Below are 14,152 nucleotides of genomic sequence, written 5' to 3'. Positions count from 1 at the left end.
CGTCAGGCCGCCAGCGCCAGGATCTCCCGCACCGCCGCCGGCCCCTCGATCGGGCGCGGGTTGCGCGGCACCCAGGGGGTCTTCATCGCGCCCTCGGCGATGCGGTCGAAGGCCTCCGCCCCGATCCCCACGGCGCCGAGGCTGCGGGGCATGCCGAGCCCTGCGATGAGGCGGTCCAGAAGGTCGCCGGCCGCCGCCTCCGGCGCGCCCAGCGCCGCCGCCACCAGCGCCTGCCGGTCCGGGTTGGCCGGGGCGTTCCAGCGCATCACCGCCGGCAGCATGATGCAGGAGGTATGGCCATGCGGCACCCCGAAGGCCGCGCCCAGCACATAGCCGATGCCATGGCTCGCCCCCATCGGCACGCCGGTCGCCAGCGGCGCCATGGACAGCCAGGACCCCAGCTGGCAGTCGAGCCTTGCCGCCAGGTCGTCCGGCGCCGCCTTCACCCGCGCGAGGCCGGCGGCGAGAAGGGCCAGCCCGCGCAGCGCCTGCGCATCGGCATAGGGGTGCGCCTCGGCCGAGCAGACGCCCTCCACGCAATGGTCCACCGCCCGGATGCCGGTGGACAGGAACAGCCATTCCGGCGTGTGCCGGGTCAGCGCCGGGTCCAGCACCACCGCCTGCGGGATGATGCGCGGGTGGCGCAGCATCTCCTTCGCCTCCGTCGCCTCGTTCGTCACGCCGGAGATGGCGCTGAACTCCCCGGCCGAGAGGGTGGTGGGCACCGAGACCTGGCGGATTTCGGGCGGGCGCATGCCCGGCGGCGCCCCCGCCGGCCCGACGCGGAGCCTATCCATCGCCTCCGGCGTGCGGATGTCGTTGGCGAGGCAGAGCTGCACCGCCTTGGCGCCGTCGGTGACCGAGCCGCCGCCGACCGTGACGATGAGGTCGGCGCCGGCCTCCCGCGCCATCGCCGTCGCCGCGACCACGGCGGCGCGCGGCGTATGGGCGGGCATGCGGTCGAACACCGCCGCCACCCGGTCGCCCAGCGCGGCGCGGATGCGGCTGACCTCCTCCGTCTCGCGGTTCAGCGTGCCGCTGGCCATCAGGAAGACCCGCCTGGCGCCCTGGCGCGCGGCGATGTCCGCCACCGCCTCGGCGGCCGGCGTCCCCCAGACCACTTCCTCCATCGCGCCGAAGGCGACGCGGCCGGCTTTCGTCATGCCCGGTTCCTCCCCGCCGGCGATCCTATCGCGCCGCCGCGCCGCGGCCGAAGGGCAAACCGGCGGCCATGGCCGGCGCTCAGCCGGCGCCGAGCCGCGCCCGGCCCTCGGGGCAGAGGTCGCGCAGCACGCAGCGCCCGCAGGCCGGGGCATGGAAGGTGCAGCAGCGCTGGCCGTGCCGCATCATCACCTGGTGGTCGTCGTAGAGCTGCTGCGCATCCCAGTCCGCCGGCAGCAGCGCCGCCAGCACGGCATGCGAGGGGCCGACCGCCAGCCCGGCGGGGATCAGCCCCAGCCGCTGCGCGACGCGGTGGTGGTGGCTGTCCACCGGCAGCGCCCGGCCGCGCAGCGTGCTGAAGGACAGCACCGCCGCCGCGGTCTTCGGCCCGACGCCCGGCAGGTCGGCGAGCCAGGCCGCCGCCGCCGCTTCCGGCATGTCCGCGAGATGCGAGAGGTCGAGGCCGCCGCGCCGTTCGGTGACGGCGCGCAGCGTCCGCTGCAGCGCCGGCGCCTTGGCCTCCGGCCAGGTGACGCCGCGGATGGCCGCCTCCACCGCCGCCACCGGCGCGTCCCGCACCGCCGCCCAGTCCGGGAAGGCCGCCCGCAGGGCGCGGAAGGCGGCGGCGCTGTCGCGGTTCTTCGTCCGGTGCGACAGCAGGGAGGAGACCAGCTCGTCCAGCGGCTCCAGCGCGTGGAAATACCCGATCGGGCAGCCGTATTCGGCGCAGAGCCGCGCATGCACCTCCAGCGCCAGGGCCCGCCGCGCGGCATCCGGCGCCGGCGGCGGGCGGGGGGCGCGGCGGGGGCCGGGCAGGGGCGTCGCGGCGCGAAGGGGCATGCCCGCCCCAACGGCCGGCGCAATCGCAGGTTCGTCGCCCCGCCCCCGCGCGGCCCGCGCTATTCCGGCTCGAACCGCGCCAGCCGCAGCAGCTCGGAATTGCGGGCGACGTCGCGCTGGATGAAGCCGGCGAAGGCCTCCGGGCTCTCGGCCACCGCCTCGATCCCCATGTCGGTCAGCCGCGACACCACCTCCGGCTCCCGCATGCCCTTCTGCAGCGCGGCATTCACCCGCGCCGCGATCTCGGCCGGGATGCCGCGCGGCGCCCAGAGCCCCCACCAGGAGAAGAACTCCCAGCCCGGCAGGCCGGCTTCCGGCGCGCTGGGCACTTCCTGCGCCGCGGCGCTGCGGCGGGCCTGGCTGATGGCCAGCGCCCGCACCCGGCCGCCGCGCACCTGCGGCACCATGGCCAGCATCGGGTCCACCATCAGCTGGATGTTGCCCGCCACCAGGTCCTGCACCGCCGGCGCGGTGCCGCGATAGCTGGCGATGGGGATGTCGAGGCCGGTGAGGCGGTTGAACTCCACGGTCGCCAGGTGGCCGGCGGCGCCGAGGGAGGAGGTGCCGAAGGTCCAGGCCCGCGGATCCGCCTTCACCGCCGCGACCAGGTCGGTGATGCTGGCCGGGCTGCGCGTCGGCGAGATGCAGAGCAGCAGCGGGCCCTGGCCGGTGCGCGCCACCGGCACCAGGTCGGCCAGCGGGTCGTAGCCGGGGTTCCGCATCACCCAGCGGGCCATGACCTGGATGGAGGCGCTGGCGCAGAAGGTGTGGCCGTCCGGCGCGCTCTGCGCCACCGCGATCCCGCCGACCGTGCCGTTGCCGCCCGGCCGGTTCTCGACGATCACCGTCTGGCCCAGGCGTTCCTGCAGCTTCTGCCCGGCCAGGCGCGCCATGCCATCCGTGCTGCCCCCCGGCGTGAAGGGCACGATCAGCCGGATGGGCCGGCTCGGCCAGGCCCCCGCGCCGCCCCCCTGGGCCCGCACCGCCGGCGCCGCCAGCACCGCCCCGCCGGCCAAGGCCAGCCGCGCCAGGTCCCGTCTCCGCATCCCTCAGCCCTCCGCCCCGCAATGAACATCCTGTCATCTAGGCGCAAGGCGGCCGCGGGGGAATGGCTCGGGGGCGGCGCCGCGCCGGCCGGCGCAAGCCGCCGCTGCGGCCCGCCGGCGGCGGCATGGTATCCAGGCGGCGATGGATCCCGTGGACCTCGCGCTCTGCCTCGCCGTGGATGTCTCGGCCAGCGTCGACTTCGACGAGTTCGCGCTGATGGTCGGCGGCTATGCCGCTGCCTTCCGCGACCCCGGGATCGCCGCGCTCTGCGCCGGCGGGCCGCGTGGCGCCGTCGCGGTCGCCATGCTGTTCTGGTCCGGCGCCTGGCCTTCCATGCGCCCGGCCCCGGGCGGGCCGGAGGTCGCGGTGCCCTGGGCGCGGGTGGATGGCGAAGCCGCCGCCGCCGCCCTGGCCGGGGCGATCAACAATGCCCCGCGCATCCCGCTGCCCGGCGCCACCGCGCTGGGGGAGGGGATGGCCGCCGGCCTCGCCCTGCTGGCGCGCTGCCCCGCGCCGGCGGCGCGCCTCGTGCTCGACGTCTCGGGCGACGGGCGGCACAACCAGGGGCGGGCGCCGGCGCCGGTGCGCGACCTCGGCGTCGCCGCCGGCGTCACCATCAACGCGCTGGCCGTGCTGAACGAGGAGCCGGACCTGCTCGACCATTACCGGGAGGAGGTGATCGGCGGCCCCGGCTGCTTCGCCATGGCCTGCCCGGACTATGCCGCCTTCGCGCAATCCATCCGCGAAAAGCTGGCCCGCGAGATCGGCGGGCTTCTCCTCGCGCAGGCCGATGGGCTATAGGCGCCGGCGCGCGTTCCCGGGTCGCGCGACCGGCCAGGGCGTGCCGGGCGGACCGCCGCCCCGGCGCCCGCGCGTCGCCCGGGGGCAGGTCGCCGCGGGGCGTCGATGCCCGGGGCCGCGCCCCTGCTGCCACCAGCCACGCTCCGGCGCGGCGGCGTCCCCGGACGGACGCCGGCCACCGGGGCCCCACCGCCTTCCTGACGGGTGCCGCCTTCATGCTGCTGCTGATCCCCGGTCCGGTGCAGACCAGGCCCGAGACCCGTGCCGCCATGGCGCAGGACATCGCCCCCTGGGACAATGATTTCCGCCCGGTCTATGCCGAGATCAGGGAGATGGTGCGCGACATCGCCGGCGGCGTCCCGGGCGAGCACGCCACCATGCCGCTGCAGGGCTGCGGCCATTTCATCCTGGAAGCCGCCATCCGTACCTTCGTCCCGGCCGGCGGCACGGTGCTGGTGCCGCACAACGGCGCCTATGCCGACCGCGCCATCCGCCTGGCGACCGAAGCCGGGCGGCAGGTGGTGTCCATGCCCTGCCCGGATACCGAGGGCGTGTCGCCCGCCGCCATCGGCGCCGCCCTGGCCGCCAACCCGTCGATCAGCCATGTCGTCATGGTCCACAACGAGACGGGCAGCGGCATCATCAACGACCCCGGCGCGGTCGGGCCGGTGGTGCGGGCCGCCGGGCGGCGGATGATCCTCGATTCCGTGTCGGCCTTCGGCGCGCTGCCCTTCGCCCTCGCCGCCCATCCGGAGGTGGACGCGCTGGTCTTCACCAGCGGCAAGTGCCTGGAGGCGCTGCCGGGCAGCGGCTATGCCGTGGCGCGCACCGACCGGCTGCTCGACTGCGCCGGCAATGCCGGGTCCTGGTCCTTCGACCTGTCCGACATCTACCAGCAGGCGCTGCGGGCGGGCTGGGGCAGCATCCGCTTCACCCCGGCGGTGCAGTCGCTGGCGGCCTTCCGCGTCGCGCTGGATTTCTTCATGGCGGAGGGCGGCCAGCCCGCCCGCCTGGCCCGCTACCGCGAGAATGCGCGCATCCTGCATGAGGGCGTGCGGAGCCTGGGGCTGACGCCCTACCTCGACTGGGCGCATCAGGGGCCGGTGATCGTCACCGTGCACCAGCCCGCCGACCCGGCCTTCGCGCTGCAGCCCTTTGTCGATGCGTTGAAGCGGCGCGGCGTGCTGATCAGCAATTTCTACAACACCCGGGCGCCGAGCTTCCGCGTCGGCTGCATCGGCGCCATCGGGCCGGAGGACATGCGGCAGGCGGTGGCGGCGATCGGCGGCGCGCTGGACGAGCTTGGCGTGCGCGACCGGGCGGCGCGGATGCCGGCGGCGGCCTGACGCGGGGAGGGCGCTGCGGGGTCCCCCTCCCGGACACTCGCCCCGGCGTCGTGGACGCGAGGGGTCCAAGGGCCCTTCGGCCCCTGGCGGTGGGAGCCCGAGGGAGGCAGGGCCTCCCTCGCTCGCACGTCACCGCCGCCGCTCGTCCTCCATCACCCAGCCCGCGGCCATCCCGCCCTCGCCGATCGGCACCAGGGCCGGCCGGGCGGCCGGCCGCAGCGGCGCGCCGGTCGGCAGCAGCCGCGCCGCCACCTGTTCCAGGCGCCGCGTCCACCACAGGTCGAAGCCGGCCAGCGGCAGGGCGAGCAGCAGGCTGAGCAGCGTGGTCGCCAGCAGCGCCCCGGCCACCGCCAGCCCGGTGCCCTCCAGCGCCAGCCAGGCCCAGGCGCCGGCCGAGCAGATCACCGGCACATGCACGAGGTAGAGCGGGAAGGAGAGCCGGCCGAGCCAGGCCGCCCAGGGGCCCGAGAGCGCATCCCGCAGCCGTTCCGTCCCGGTCAGCGCCAGGATCAGCAGCGCCGCGGCGCCGGCATGGACATAGGTGGCCGGCGGCGTGCCGGGATAGAGCAGGTCCACCAGCCGGTGGTCCGGGCTTCCCTCCCGGTAGCCGAGCAGCCAGCCGGCGAGCACCACCATGCCGAGGCCGAGCGGCAGCGGGATCCGCGGCGGCCGCGCCGCCACCAGCAGCGACAGGCCGACGCCGACCACGAAGGTGACGTAGTAGGTCTCGGCGAAGCGGACCAGCAGGGCGGTGACGGCGACCAGCGCCATGCGCATGGCCAGGCTGGCATGGCCAAGCTGCAGCAGCGCCAGGCCGAGGCCGAAGGCGATGAAGCTGCCGAGGAATTCGTAGCGCATGGTCCACAGCACGGTGTTGTAGCTGTGGTCGCCCGGGCCGCCGCGGAACAGCGAGAAGACGGCCCCCTGCAGCAGGGCGCCGGGCAGGCTCGGCTCCACCGGCCCGTCCGGATGCGCGTCGCCGAAGGTGGCGAGGAAGCCGGACCCGATGCGCGGCCCCGCTTCGGCATGCGCATAGAGGCCGAGGCGGAACAGCGCCCAGGAGAGCAGGACGGCCGCCAGCACCGGCCCGGCGAGGCGCGGCCAGCGCTTGATGGCGCCGCGCGCCAGCGGCCGGCCGTCGCCGGTCGCCAGCGCCCGCTGCGTCAGAACGAAGCCCGACAGGACGAAGAAGACGATGACGGCGGCGGTGCCGTGCACCGTGCCGTACCACCAGGCGCCGTCCTCCCGCCAGAAGCCCGGCGCGAAGGCCTGCAGCGCATGCCAGGCGAGGACGATGACCGCCGCGATCCCACGCAGGGCCTCCAGGGGTACGTCGCGGTTCTTGGTCATGCCGCATCCTCGCGCATGGTGGCGCGGCGACAAGCCAAAGTCCTGCGAGTGGCGCCGTCCCGGCCACGAAACGGCGCCGATGTTACTCGGCGGGTATGGTTCGCCCCGCCCCTGGGGGAAGGCCGGTCAGAAGCGATAGCGGAGGCTGGCGCCGACCACCCAGGGGTCGAGGTTCACCCGGGCGTTGACCAGGCCGGAATTCACGCTGGCGTCCGGGCGCAGCAGGATCTTCTTGGCGTCCAGGTTCAGCAGCCAGTTCGGCGCCAGCTCGTAGTCCAGGCCGGCGACCACGGCGAAGCCCGGCGCGCTGTCCACCCGCACGCGGTTCACCGGCGCCGTCTTGCTGCCGCCATAGCCGTAGAAGAAGGTCCAGTTGAGGCCGGCGCCGACATAGGGGCTGAACCGCGACTGCGCGAAGGGGTGGTACTGCAGGGTCAGCGTCGGCGGCAGCACCCAGACATGGCCCAGCCTGACATTGCCGAGGGCGGAGTTCCGCACCTCGATGTCGTGCTGGGTGGTGGCGGCGATCAGGTTGGCGGCGATGTTGGGCGAGAAGAAATAGGTGAAGTCGAGCTGCGCCGTGGCGCTGTTGTTCGCCTCCACCTTGCCGCCGATCAGGCTGGTGCGGCCGCCGCTGTTGCCCGGCAGCACGCCGATGGCGCCGAGGCCGATGACGAAGTCGCCGGCCTGCTTGCCCCGCAGGTCCTGCGCCGCGGCACCGGCCGGGGCGGCGAGGAGGGCGGCGGCGAGCGCCGCGGCGCCGGCCAGCATTCCAAGGGTCTTGGGCATGTCTCTGTGTTCCGTTGCACTCGGCGGGTTGCGCCGGCAACGGGAGTAGGCGCGGCCTGGTCACGCGGCCTTGATCGGGATCAAGTTTCGAATGAAACCGATTCCGGCGGCCGCCATGCTGTCACCCGCGGGCAACGGCCGCGGCGGCCGCCCTGTCCAGGTCCTTCTTCTTCGGCTTCTTCGCCGCCGCGCCGGTGGGCAGGCCGGCCGTGGCCAGCGCGTCCAGCCGGCCGGGCAGCGCCTCGCGGATCGCCGGGCGTCGGTCCTTCTCCTTCTTCCAGTGCTTCTTGTCCTTGCGGGTCATCCCGCAGCCGAGGCACCAGCCGGTGGCCTCGTCGTAGCGGCAGATATCGATGCAGGGGCTGGCCATGCGGCCTCAACGGCCGAAGGCCCGCCCGGCTGCATGGCCATCCCCCCGGGCGCCGGCCGGCCCCCTCCGCGGCCTCGGCTCGCCGCCGTCACATATGCGGGTCGTTCATCATCCCGTTCGGCACGACGTCGGAGGAGATGAGGATGACCGGCGTGCTGCCCCGGTTCTCCCACCAGTGCCTGTGCCCGGCGCCGAATTCCGGCGTCGTCTCGCCGGTCCGGTGCAGGATGGGCACGGCGCAGAAGGCGCTGTGCTCGGTGATCTCGCCGACGATGACGGTGACGATGGAAGGGCGGTCGTCATGCTCATGCGTCGGCACGATGCCGCCGGGCAGCACGATCAGGCGGCGGGTGCGCAGCAGGAAGTCGCCCATGCCGCGCCAGCCCTTGAGGTCGACCACCGCCAGGATCTCCCGCAGCGTCGCCACGTCGGGCGCGTCCTCCACGGCGCGGGGTTGCGCGAGCCTGTGCTCCTCCGGGCAGGCGCCGGCCCGGGCGGCGGGGGCCAGGGGCAGCTACAGGGCAAGGGCCGCGGCGATGGCGAGGCCGGCGGCGAGGATGGGGCGCGGCATGCGGCGGTCTCCCGTGGATGGCGCGGCGATCCTCGTCGCCGCCGGCGGGCGGCGGAAATGCCGGCCCGGAACCGTGGCGATGCGCCGGCGGCATCGGCCGCGTCCGGTGGGTCCATGCCCGTTGCTTGCTGCCACCCGCGCCTTCCGGTAACGCTGCGGCAACGGGAACGGATGGGGGAGGCTGCCCGCGCATGTCCACGGACCTGGAAATCGCGCGTGCCGCGACGCTCGAGCCCATCGGCGCCATCGCGGCCCGCGCCGGCATCCCGGACACGGCGCTGGAGCCCTACGGCAAGTACAAGGCCAAGATCGGCCTCGACTTCCTGCGCAGCCAGGCGGCGAAGCCGCGCGGCAAGCTGGTGCTGGTGACCGGCATCAACCCGACCGCGGCGGGGGAGGGCAAGACCACCACCACCATCGGCCTGGGCGATGCGCTGAACGCCATCGGCACGCGGGCCATGATCTGCCTGCGGGAACCCTCGCTCGGCCCCTGCTTCGGCGTGAAGGGCGGCGCGACGGGCGGCGGCCGCGCCCAGGTCGGGCCGATGGAGGACATCAACCTCCATTTCACCGGCGACTTCCACGCCATCACCTCGGCCAACAACCTGCTCTCGGCCATGCTCGACAACCACCTGTACTGGGGGAACGAGCTCGGCCTCGACCCGCGGCGGGTGTCCTGGCGGCGGTCGATGGACATGAACGACCGCAACCTGCGCAATCTCGTGCTCGGCCTGGGCGGCGCCTCGCAGGGCGTCCCGCGCGAGGACGGCTTCGACATCACGGTGGCGAGCGAGGTGATGGCGATCTTCTGCCTCGCCTCCGACCTCGCGGACCTGCAGGCGCGGCTGGGCAGGATCATCGTCGGGCAGACGCGGGACGGGCGCAGCATCACCGCGCGCGACCTGAAGGCGGATGGCGCCATGGCGGCGCTGCTGCGCGACGCCCTCGCGCCGAACCTGGTGCAGACGCTGGAAGGCAGCCCCGCCCTGGTGCATGGCGGGCCCTTCGCCAACATCGCGCATGGCTGCAACAGCGTCATGGCCACCGCGCTCGGCCTCTCGCTCGCCGATGTGGTGGTGACGGAAGCCGGGTTCGGCGCCGATCTGGGCGCCGAGAAATTCCTCGACATCAAGTGCCGCAGCGCCGGCCTGACGCCCGACCTGGCGGTGGTGGTGGCCACCTGCCGGGCGCTCAAGATGCATGGCGGCGTGGCGAAGTCGGCGCTGGGCGGGGAGGACGTGGCGGCGATCGAGCGCGGCGTGGTCAACTTGGTCCGGCATGTGGAGAACATGCGGAAATTCGGCCTGCCGGTGGTGGTGGCGCTGAACAAGTTCACCACCGACACGCCGGCCGAGATCGACGCGGTGCGGCACGCCATGGCGCGCATCGGCGCCGAGGCCTTCCTCTGCACCCATTGGGGCGATGGCGCGGCCGGCGCCGCCGACCTGGCCCGCGCGGTGCAGCGGCTGCTGTCGGAAGGGCATGCGCGGTTCCGCCCGCTCTATCCGGCCGAGATGCCGCTGGCCGACAAGCTGGGGGTGATCGCGCGGGAGATCTACCACGCCGCGGAGGTGCAGATCCCGCCGGCGGCCGCGGCGCGCCTCAAGAAATTCGAGGAGATGGGCTTCGGCCATGTCCCGGTCTGCGTCGCCAAGACGCAGTACAGCTTCAGCGCCGACCCGACGCGGCTGGGCGCGCCGGAAGGGCATGTGCTGCCGGTGCGGGAGGTGCGGCTTTCGGCCGGCGCCGGCTTCGTGGTGGCCATCTGCGGCGACGTGATGACGATGCCCGGCCTGCCGCGGCGCCCGGCGGCCGAGACCATCGGCCTGGATGCCGAGGGGCGGATCGACGGGCTGTTCTGATCCCGGCGGCCGCCGGCGATGATCGGCGGGCCGCGGCCGGCCGCGCCCCCCGCGGCGATGACGGGTTGCGCGGGCCGGGCGCGGGCCGGGCTCGCGGCGATGTCGTGCCGCGATGCCGCCTGCATCTAGTCCGTTCCAGCGCGCGGCGGGACCCGCGGCGCGACCCGCGCTGCCGCGCGCGTGCGACGGGGCGGGCGATGCCCGCCCCGCCGGGTCAGCCATTGTCCCAGTGGCGGTTCAGCGTCGTGCCGGTCACCCGGTAGGTCTTGTTGCTCGGACCGTCCAGGTGGATGTCCATGATCTCGCCCCAGGGATTCCACACCAGGCCGGTCGCCGCCTCCGCCCGCAGGCGCAGGTTCTGCGCATCGCCGGGAATGTTGACCGTCTGGTCGTAGCCGGCGGTCTGCTTGCCGGACTCCCAGGCGCGCGGGATGGTCTGGCCGGTGCCGGTCGGCTCCTGCCAGGTGGCGTGGAATTTCGCCACATAGGCGCCGCTGTGGTGGAAGCGGATGAAGCCGTTCGGGTAGCGGACGTATTCGGTTTCCGTGTAGTCGGTGGTGAAGCCCATCTTGGCGAAGGCGTTGTCCTTGAGGAAGGCCACGGTGTAGGCGATGGGCAGGCCGGGATTGTCGCGGCTGTAGGTGGCGGCGGCGAAATAGGTCTGCAGCCCCTTCAGGTCGCCCTGCGCGGCGCCGTTGAACACCTCGGTCGTGGTGGCGGTGCCGCCGCCGATGGCGACGACGGTGAAATTCGCGTTCTTCAGGATGGCGTCGTACTTCGCCTTCAGGTCGCCGCTGACCGTGACGCCGCCCTGCGTCGCCTGCTTGAAGGCGCCCTGCAGGTTGACCGAGGTGTCGGTCGTCGTCGTCTCCATCCGCACCAGCAGGATGCGGCCGTAATCGACGCTGCGGACATAGGCCGGCGGGTGGTCCGCCAGGATCGCGCCGCGCACCCGGTCCATCGGCAGGTCGGGCGCGAAGACCGCGCCGGGGGACGCCGGGGTATCCATGCTGACGGTGTAGAAGACCTGCTTGTAGTAGCAGACCACCACCGACTTCTCGCTGCTGCTCGAGACTTCGAGCTGGGCGGAGGCATTGCCGCTGGCCCAGCTGGCGGCGAAGCCGAGGTCGAGCGCGACCTGCTGCTTGGAATAGGCGGTGGTGACGTTCAGGAAGGTGCGGTTCGCGTTGCGGTAGCCCTGCGATTGCGGCAGGCGGTTCCAGGCCTCCAGCCGGTCGTTGAGGAAGGCGGTCACCGCGGACTCGCTCGGCTCGATGCTGGTGGAGGGGTTGGCGAGGCCCGGCAGGTCGATGGTCAGCACCGCCTTGGCGCGCGGCAGGGCGATCGGCGTCGGGGTGCCGTCCATCAGCGCGCGGTCGGCGCGCAGCAGGGCGCCCGGGAAGGCGACGGCGGAGGGGCTGAGGATCGCGACCTCCGACAGGTTCTTCTGCAGGGTGTGCCGTCGGGTGGTGGCGATGATCACCGCATTGCTGCCCGGCACGCGGGACCGGTCCGGCTGGGTGGTGGTCGTGCCGTCCGGCACCACGCTGAGCACCTGCGCCGGGTCGTAGTTCAGGCCGGCGATGATGCTGTCGATGTCGCTGGTCGACATGGGCGTTTCTCCTGCGGGTCCTGGATGCCGGCACTCGCGCCGGACGGGAGGAGAAGTACGCAAATTCGCCTTGCCGCATGAATGCATTTATTTTGTTGCCGCGGTCGGAGCATCGCTGGCAAGTGCCTGAAGGCGCTCGCCTTTCTGCGATGCGGCAGACGCGCGTGCTGTGCGGGCCGGCACAGGCCGCGACGCCGGGTGCCGCCGGGCTTGCCGCACGCAAGCGTGCAGCCGCCGCGCTTGGGTCACACGCAAGGGTGTGCCTGCCCGCGCCCAACCGGGCGCGGGCTTCGGATAGTGTCGCCCGCTACGACATTGCAGCGCCGAAGGGGCCACCGGTCAGGTATGGAAGAGGACAGGGCGCCCGGGGCGGACGCCTTCGCCAACGCTGTTGCCGCGGAGATCCCGCGCCTGCGGCGGTTCGCGCGCGTGCTCGTGAAGCACGCGGATGCCGCCGACGATCTCGTGCAGGAAACGCTGATGCGCGCCATCGCGGCGCGCGAGCAGTTCCAGACGGGCACGAACCTGCGCGCCTGGCTGTTCACCATCCTGCGGCATGCGCGGGCGGCGGCGGCGCGACGGGCGGCGCGCAGCCCCTTCCTGTCGCCCGAGACGATGCCGGAAGCGGCCATTTCCGGCGGGCAGGAGGAGCGGCAGGCGATGCGCGACGTGATCGTCGCCTTCCGCCGCCTGCCGCCCATCCATCGCGAGGCGCTGTGGGTCGTGGTGGTGGAAGGGCTGGACTACGCCGAGGCGGCGAAGGTGCTTGGCGTGCCGGCGGGCACCCTGCGCTCCCGCCTCTCCCGCGCGCGGGAAGCCTTGCGGCGCGGCGTCGGGCTGGAACCGAAGGGCGGCGGCGATGCGGGCGACGAGGACTGAGGCTCCGCGGCGCATCGCCGGCCGGTGCCCGTCGCGCAGGGCGAGGCCGCCGGTGCGGGGCATGGCAGCCCAGCATCGGCCGTTCCTGGCCTGACGGCGGCGCGGGCGGCGGGCCGCCGTCAGGGGTGCCGGCCGCGTCGCCCGCATGCCCGATTCGCGGCGCAGGCGCGCATGTATCGGCGCGGCCGCCACGGCCCATCAGGGCGCCAGCATCGATGGCAGCCCCGGCGATCCATCGGTGGCCCCCACCCTGCGCGGCACGCCGGATGCGGCCCCCGTCATTCCTGAAGCCTTCGTTCCTGAGCCCGGATCGAGCGCGTATCGGCGGTCGGGGGCGCCGGCCTTGCGGCCGCGGCTTTCCGGGCGTCGCTGGCCACCGGGCCGGCGCTGATCGCCCGCGGCCCGGCCTTGGCGCGGGCCACGGGACGGGGGCGGCCCGGGTCACGCGGGCTGGACGGGCCGGCAGGCCCTCCTCGAACATACCTCCCGTCCCGGGCCAGGCCAGCCGCCTTGCCCCGCGGGGATCGCCACCGGCCATCACGGCTCGAAGGCCCGGGACCGGCGGCCGCCGCCCTTGCCGCGCCGCGGCCGCCGAGCGCCTGGCGCGAGGATGGGCGGCTTCAGCCTGGCAGCAGCCGCAGCAATTGCAGGAACCGCTGCGGCACGGGTTCGGCCAGCACCCCGGCATGCAGCCCGCCCAGGTGCAGCCGCAGCCAGGCATCGAATTCCGGCGTCGCCTCCGACTCCGGCATCGCCTCGTCATAGGGGGATTCGAGCATTGCATTCCGCATTCCGTGACCAATGCCGGTCACGGCCGGTGGTTCCGCGGGCGCGAGTTCGCGGGACGGCCCGGCGGGGCTCTCGTCCGGGAAGGGGGAGGACATGGGGGGATGGGCTCCAGCCCAGCGGGGATGTGCGTAAAGGTAGAGATGTGCTGATTGTCACGCAAGCACAGGTTCTGGAGGCGTGAGCCTCATCCCATTGCGCCGGCGCCGCGGCGCTGGGCAGAGTGCGGCGATGCCTGCCCCCGATCCCGCCGCCCTGCTCCGCGACGGCGCCGCCCGCCATGCCCAGGGCGACTGGGCGGCGGCGGAGGCGCTGTACCGGCAGGTGCTCAGGCGCCGGCCGGACGACGCCAATGCGCACAACCTGCTGGGCGTGCTGGCGCGGCAGCGCGGCGATGCCGCCGGCGCGCTGCGCCACACCGAACGCGCCCTGGCCGTGGCGCCGGAGGAGCCGGTCTTCCTGGCGAATCGCGGCGCCGCCCTGGCCGAGGCCGGCCGCACCGCCGAGGCGGTGGTCGCCTTCCGCGCCGCCCTGGCCCGCCGGCCGGAGGATGCGGTGACGCTGCGCAACCTCGGCCAGGCGCTCAGTGCCCTGGGCGACCCGCTTGCGGCCCTGCCGCCGCTGGAACGGGCCATGGCCCTGCAGCCGGAGGCGGCGGAGCCTGCCCTGGCGCTCGCGCATGCGCGGCGGGAGGCGGGCGATGCCGGCGGGGCCGCGGCGGCGGCGCGGCTGGCGCTG

General features: G+C 74.1%; 14 protein-coding genes. 5 read left to right on the top strand and 9 right to left on the bottom strand.

Annotated elements, in window-relative coordinates:
• Positions 1-2: 2 nt before the first annotated feature.
• The 3 genes from E2C05_RS11745 to E2C05_RS11735 all read right to left on the bottom strand — a co-directional run bounded on the left by E2C05_RS11745 (position 3) and on the right by E2C05_RS11735 (position 3,047).
• Positions 3-1,163, bottom strand: a complete 1,161-nt coding sequence (locus E2C05_RS11745; RefSeq protein ID WP_200305522.1) for an iron-containing alcohol dehydrogenase — start codon at positions 1,161-1,163, stop codon at positions 3-5.
• Between the two features lie 79 nt (positions 1,164-1,242).
• Positions 1,243-2,001, bottom strand: a complete 759-nt coding sequence (locus E2C05_RS11740) for an endonuclease III domain-containing protein (RefSeq protein WP_133219821.1) — start codon at positions 1,999-2,001, stop codon at positions 1,243-1,245.
• Between the two features lie 59 nt (positions 2,002-2,060).
• Positions 2,061-3,047 (bottom strand): Bug family tripartite tricarboxylate transporter substrate binding protein, encoded by a 987-nt coding sequence (locus E2C05_RS11735; protein WP_133219820.1) that lies wholly within the window; start codon positions 3,045-3,047, stop codon positions 2,061-2,063.
• A gap of 142 nt (positions 3,048-3,189) precedes the next feature.
• Between E2C05_RS11735 and E2C05_RS11730 the strand changes: the two genes are divergently transcribed.
• On the top strand, positions 3,190-3,849 hold the full coding sequence (locus E2C05_RS11730; RefSeq protein ID WP_133219819.1) for a DUF1194 domain-containing protein: 660 nt from the start codon (positions 3,190-3,192) through the stop codon (positions 3,847-3,849).
• A 215-nt stretch (positions 3,850-4,064) separates the two neighbouring features.
• Complete coding sequence (locus E2C05_RS11725) at positions 4,065-5,195, top strand: 2-aminoethylphosphonate--pyruvate transaminase (RefSeq protein WP_133219818.1); 1,131 nt, start codon at positions 4,065-4,067, stop codon at positions 5,193-5,195.
• Between the two features lie 129 nt (positions 5,196-5,324).
• On the opposite strand, the gene E2C05_RS11720 is transcribed toward E2C05_RS11725, so the two are convergent.
• The 4 genes from E2C05_RS11720 to E2C05_RS11705 all read right to left on the bottom strand — a co-directional run bounded on the left by E2C05_RS11720 (position 5,325) and on the right by E2C05_RS11705 (position 8,149).
• Positions 5,325-6,545: an acyltransferase family protein gene (locus tag E2C05_RS11720; protein WP_133219817.1), complete on the bottom strand. Its 1,221-nt coding sequence runs from the start codon at positions 6,543-6,545 to the stop codon at positions 5,325-5,327.
• 126 nt (positions 6,546-6,671) lie between these two features.
• Positions 6,672-7,334, bottom strand: coding sequence for an OmpW/AlkL family protein (locus tag E2C05_RS11715; RefSeq protein WP_133219816.1), 663 nt, complete (start codon positions 7,332-7,334; stop codon positions 6,672-6,674).
• A 121-nt stretch (positions 7,335-7,455) separates the two neighbouring features.
• Entirely contained in the window at positions 7,456-7,704 is a 249-nt protein-coding gene (locus E2C05_RS11710) for a DUF1289 domain-containing protein (protein WP_133219815.1), read from the bottom strand.
• Between the two features lie 88 nt (positions 7,705-7,792).
• On the bottom strand, positions 7,793-8,149 hold the full coding sequence (locus E2C05_RS11705; RefSeq protein ID WP_158292067.1) for a hypothetical protein: 357 nt from the start codon (positions 8,147-8,149) through the stop codon (positions 7,793-7,795).
• Between the two features lie 317 nt (positions 8,150-8,466).
• Here E2C05_RS11705 and E2C05_RS11695 point away from each other — a divergent pair, with 317 nt between their 5' ends.
• Complete coding sequence (locus E2C05_RS11695; RefSeq protein ID WP_133219812.1) at positions 8,467-10,137, top strand: formate--tetrahydrofolate ligase; 1,671 nt, start codon at positions 8,467-8,469, stop codon at positions 10,135-10,137.
• A gap of 214 nt (positions 10,138-10,351) precedes the next feature.
• On the opposite strand, the gene E2C05_RS11690 is transcribed toward E2C05_RS11695, so the two are convergent.
• Entirely contained in the window at positions 10,352-11,749 is a 1,398-nt protein-coding gene (locus E2C05_RS11690; protein ID WP_158292066.1) for a thiol-activated cytolysin family protein, read from the bottom strand.
• 81 nt (positions 11,750-11,830) lie between these two features.
• Between E2C05_RS11690 and E2C05_RS11685 the strand changes: the two genes are divergently transcribed.
• Positions 11,831-12,628, top strand: a complete 798-nt coding sequence (locus E2C05_RS11685; protein WP_408901617.1) for an RNA polymerase sigma factor — start codon at positions 11,831-11,833, stop codon at positions 12,626-12,628.
• 620 nt (positions 12,629-13,248) lie between these two features.
• Here the strand turns inward: E2C05_RS11685 and E2C05_RS32950 are convergent.
• Entirely contained in the window at positions 13,249-13,407 is a 159-nt protein-coding gene (locus tag E2C05_RS32950) for a hypothetical protein (protein ID WP_158292065.1), read from the bottom strand.
• Positions 13,408-13,645: 238 nt separating this feature from the next.
• On the opposite strand from E2C05_RS32950, the gene E2C05_RS11680 reads away from it, so the two are divergent.
• A partial coding sequence (locus E2C05_RS11680; RefSeq protein WP_133219809.1) for a tetratricopeptide repeat protein occupies positions 13,646-14,152 on the top strand: 507 nt, incomplete at its 3' end.

The organism is Paracraurococcus ruber, assembly GCF_004353985.1.
GTDB lineage: Bacteria > Pseudomonadota > Alphaproteobacteria > Acetobacterales > Acetobacteraceae > Paracraurococcus > Paracraurococcus ruber.
The sequence above is the reverse complement of the archived record's forward strand: the minus strand, read 5'-3'. Positions and strand labels throughout refer to the sequence as shown.

Coding starts and splice junctions, on each gene's coding strand:
- E2C05_RS11735 (WP_133219820.1), bottom strand. CDS start 3,047: ATGCGGAGACGGGACCTGGCGCGGCTGGCCTTGGCCGGCGGGGCGGTG.
- E2C05_RS11685 (WP_408901617.1), top strand. CDS start 11,831: ATGCATTTATTTTGTTGCCGCGGTCGGAGCATCGCTGGCAAGTGCCTG.
- E2C05_RS11690 (WP_158292066.1), bottom strand. CDS start 11,749: ATGTCGACCAGCGACATCGACAGCATCATCGCCGGCCTGAACTACGAC.
- E2C05_RS11740 (WP_133219821.1), bottom strand. CDS start 2,001: ATGCCCCTTCGCGCCGCGACGCCCCTGCCCGGCCCCCGCCGCGCCCCC.
- E2C05_RS11745 (WP_200305522.1), bottom strand. CDS start 1,163: ATGACGAAAGCCGGCCGCGTCGCCTTCGGCGCGATGGAGGAAGTGGTC.
- E2C05_RS32950 (WP_158292065.1), bottom strand. CDS start 13,407: ATGCTCGAATCCCCCTATGACGAGGCGATGCCGGAGTCGGAGGCGACG.
- E2C05_RS11710 (WP_133219815.1), bottom strand. CDS start 7,704: ATGGCCAGCCCCTGCATCGATATCTGCCGCTACGACGAGGCCACCGGC.
- E2C05_RS11695 (WP_133219812.1), top strand. CDS start 8,467: ATGTCCACGGACCTGGAAATCGCGCGTGCCGCGACGCTCGAGCCCATC.
- E2C05_RS11720 (WP_133219817.1), bottom strand. CDS start 6,545: ATGACCAAGAACCGCGACGTACCCCTGGAGGCCCTGCGTGGGATCGCG.
- E2C05_RS11725 (WP_133219818.1), top strand. CDS start 4,065: ATGCTGCTGCTGATCCCCGGTCCGGTGCAGACCAGGCCCGAGACCCGT.
- E2C05_RS11715 (WP_133219816.1), bottom strand. CDS start 7,334: ATGCCCAAGACCCTTGGAATGCTGGCCGGCGCCGCGGCGCTCGCCGCC.
- E2C05_RS11730 (WP_133219819.1), top strand. CDS start 3,190: ATGGATCCCGTGGACCTCGCGCTCTGCCTCGCCGTGGATGTCTCGGCC.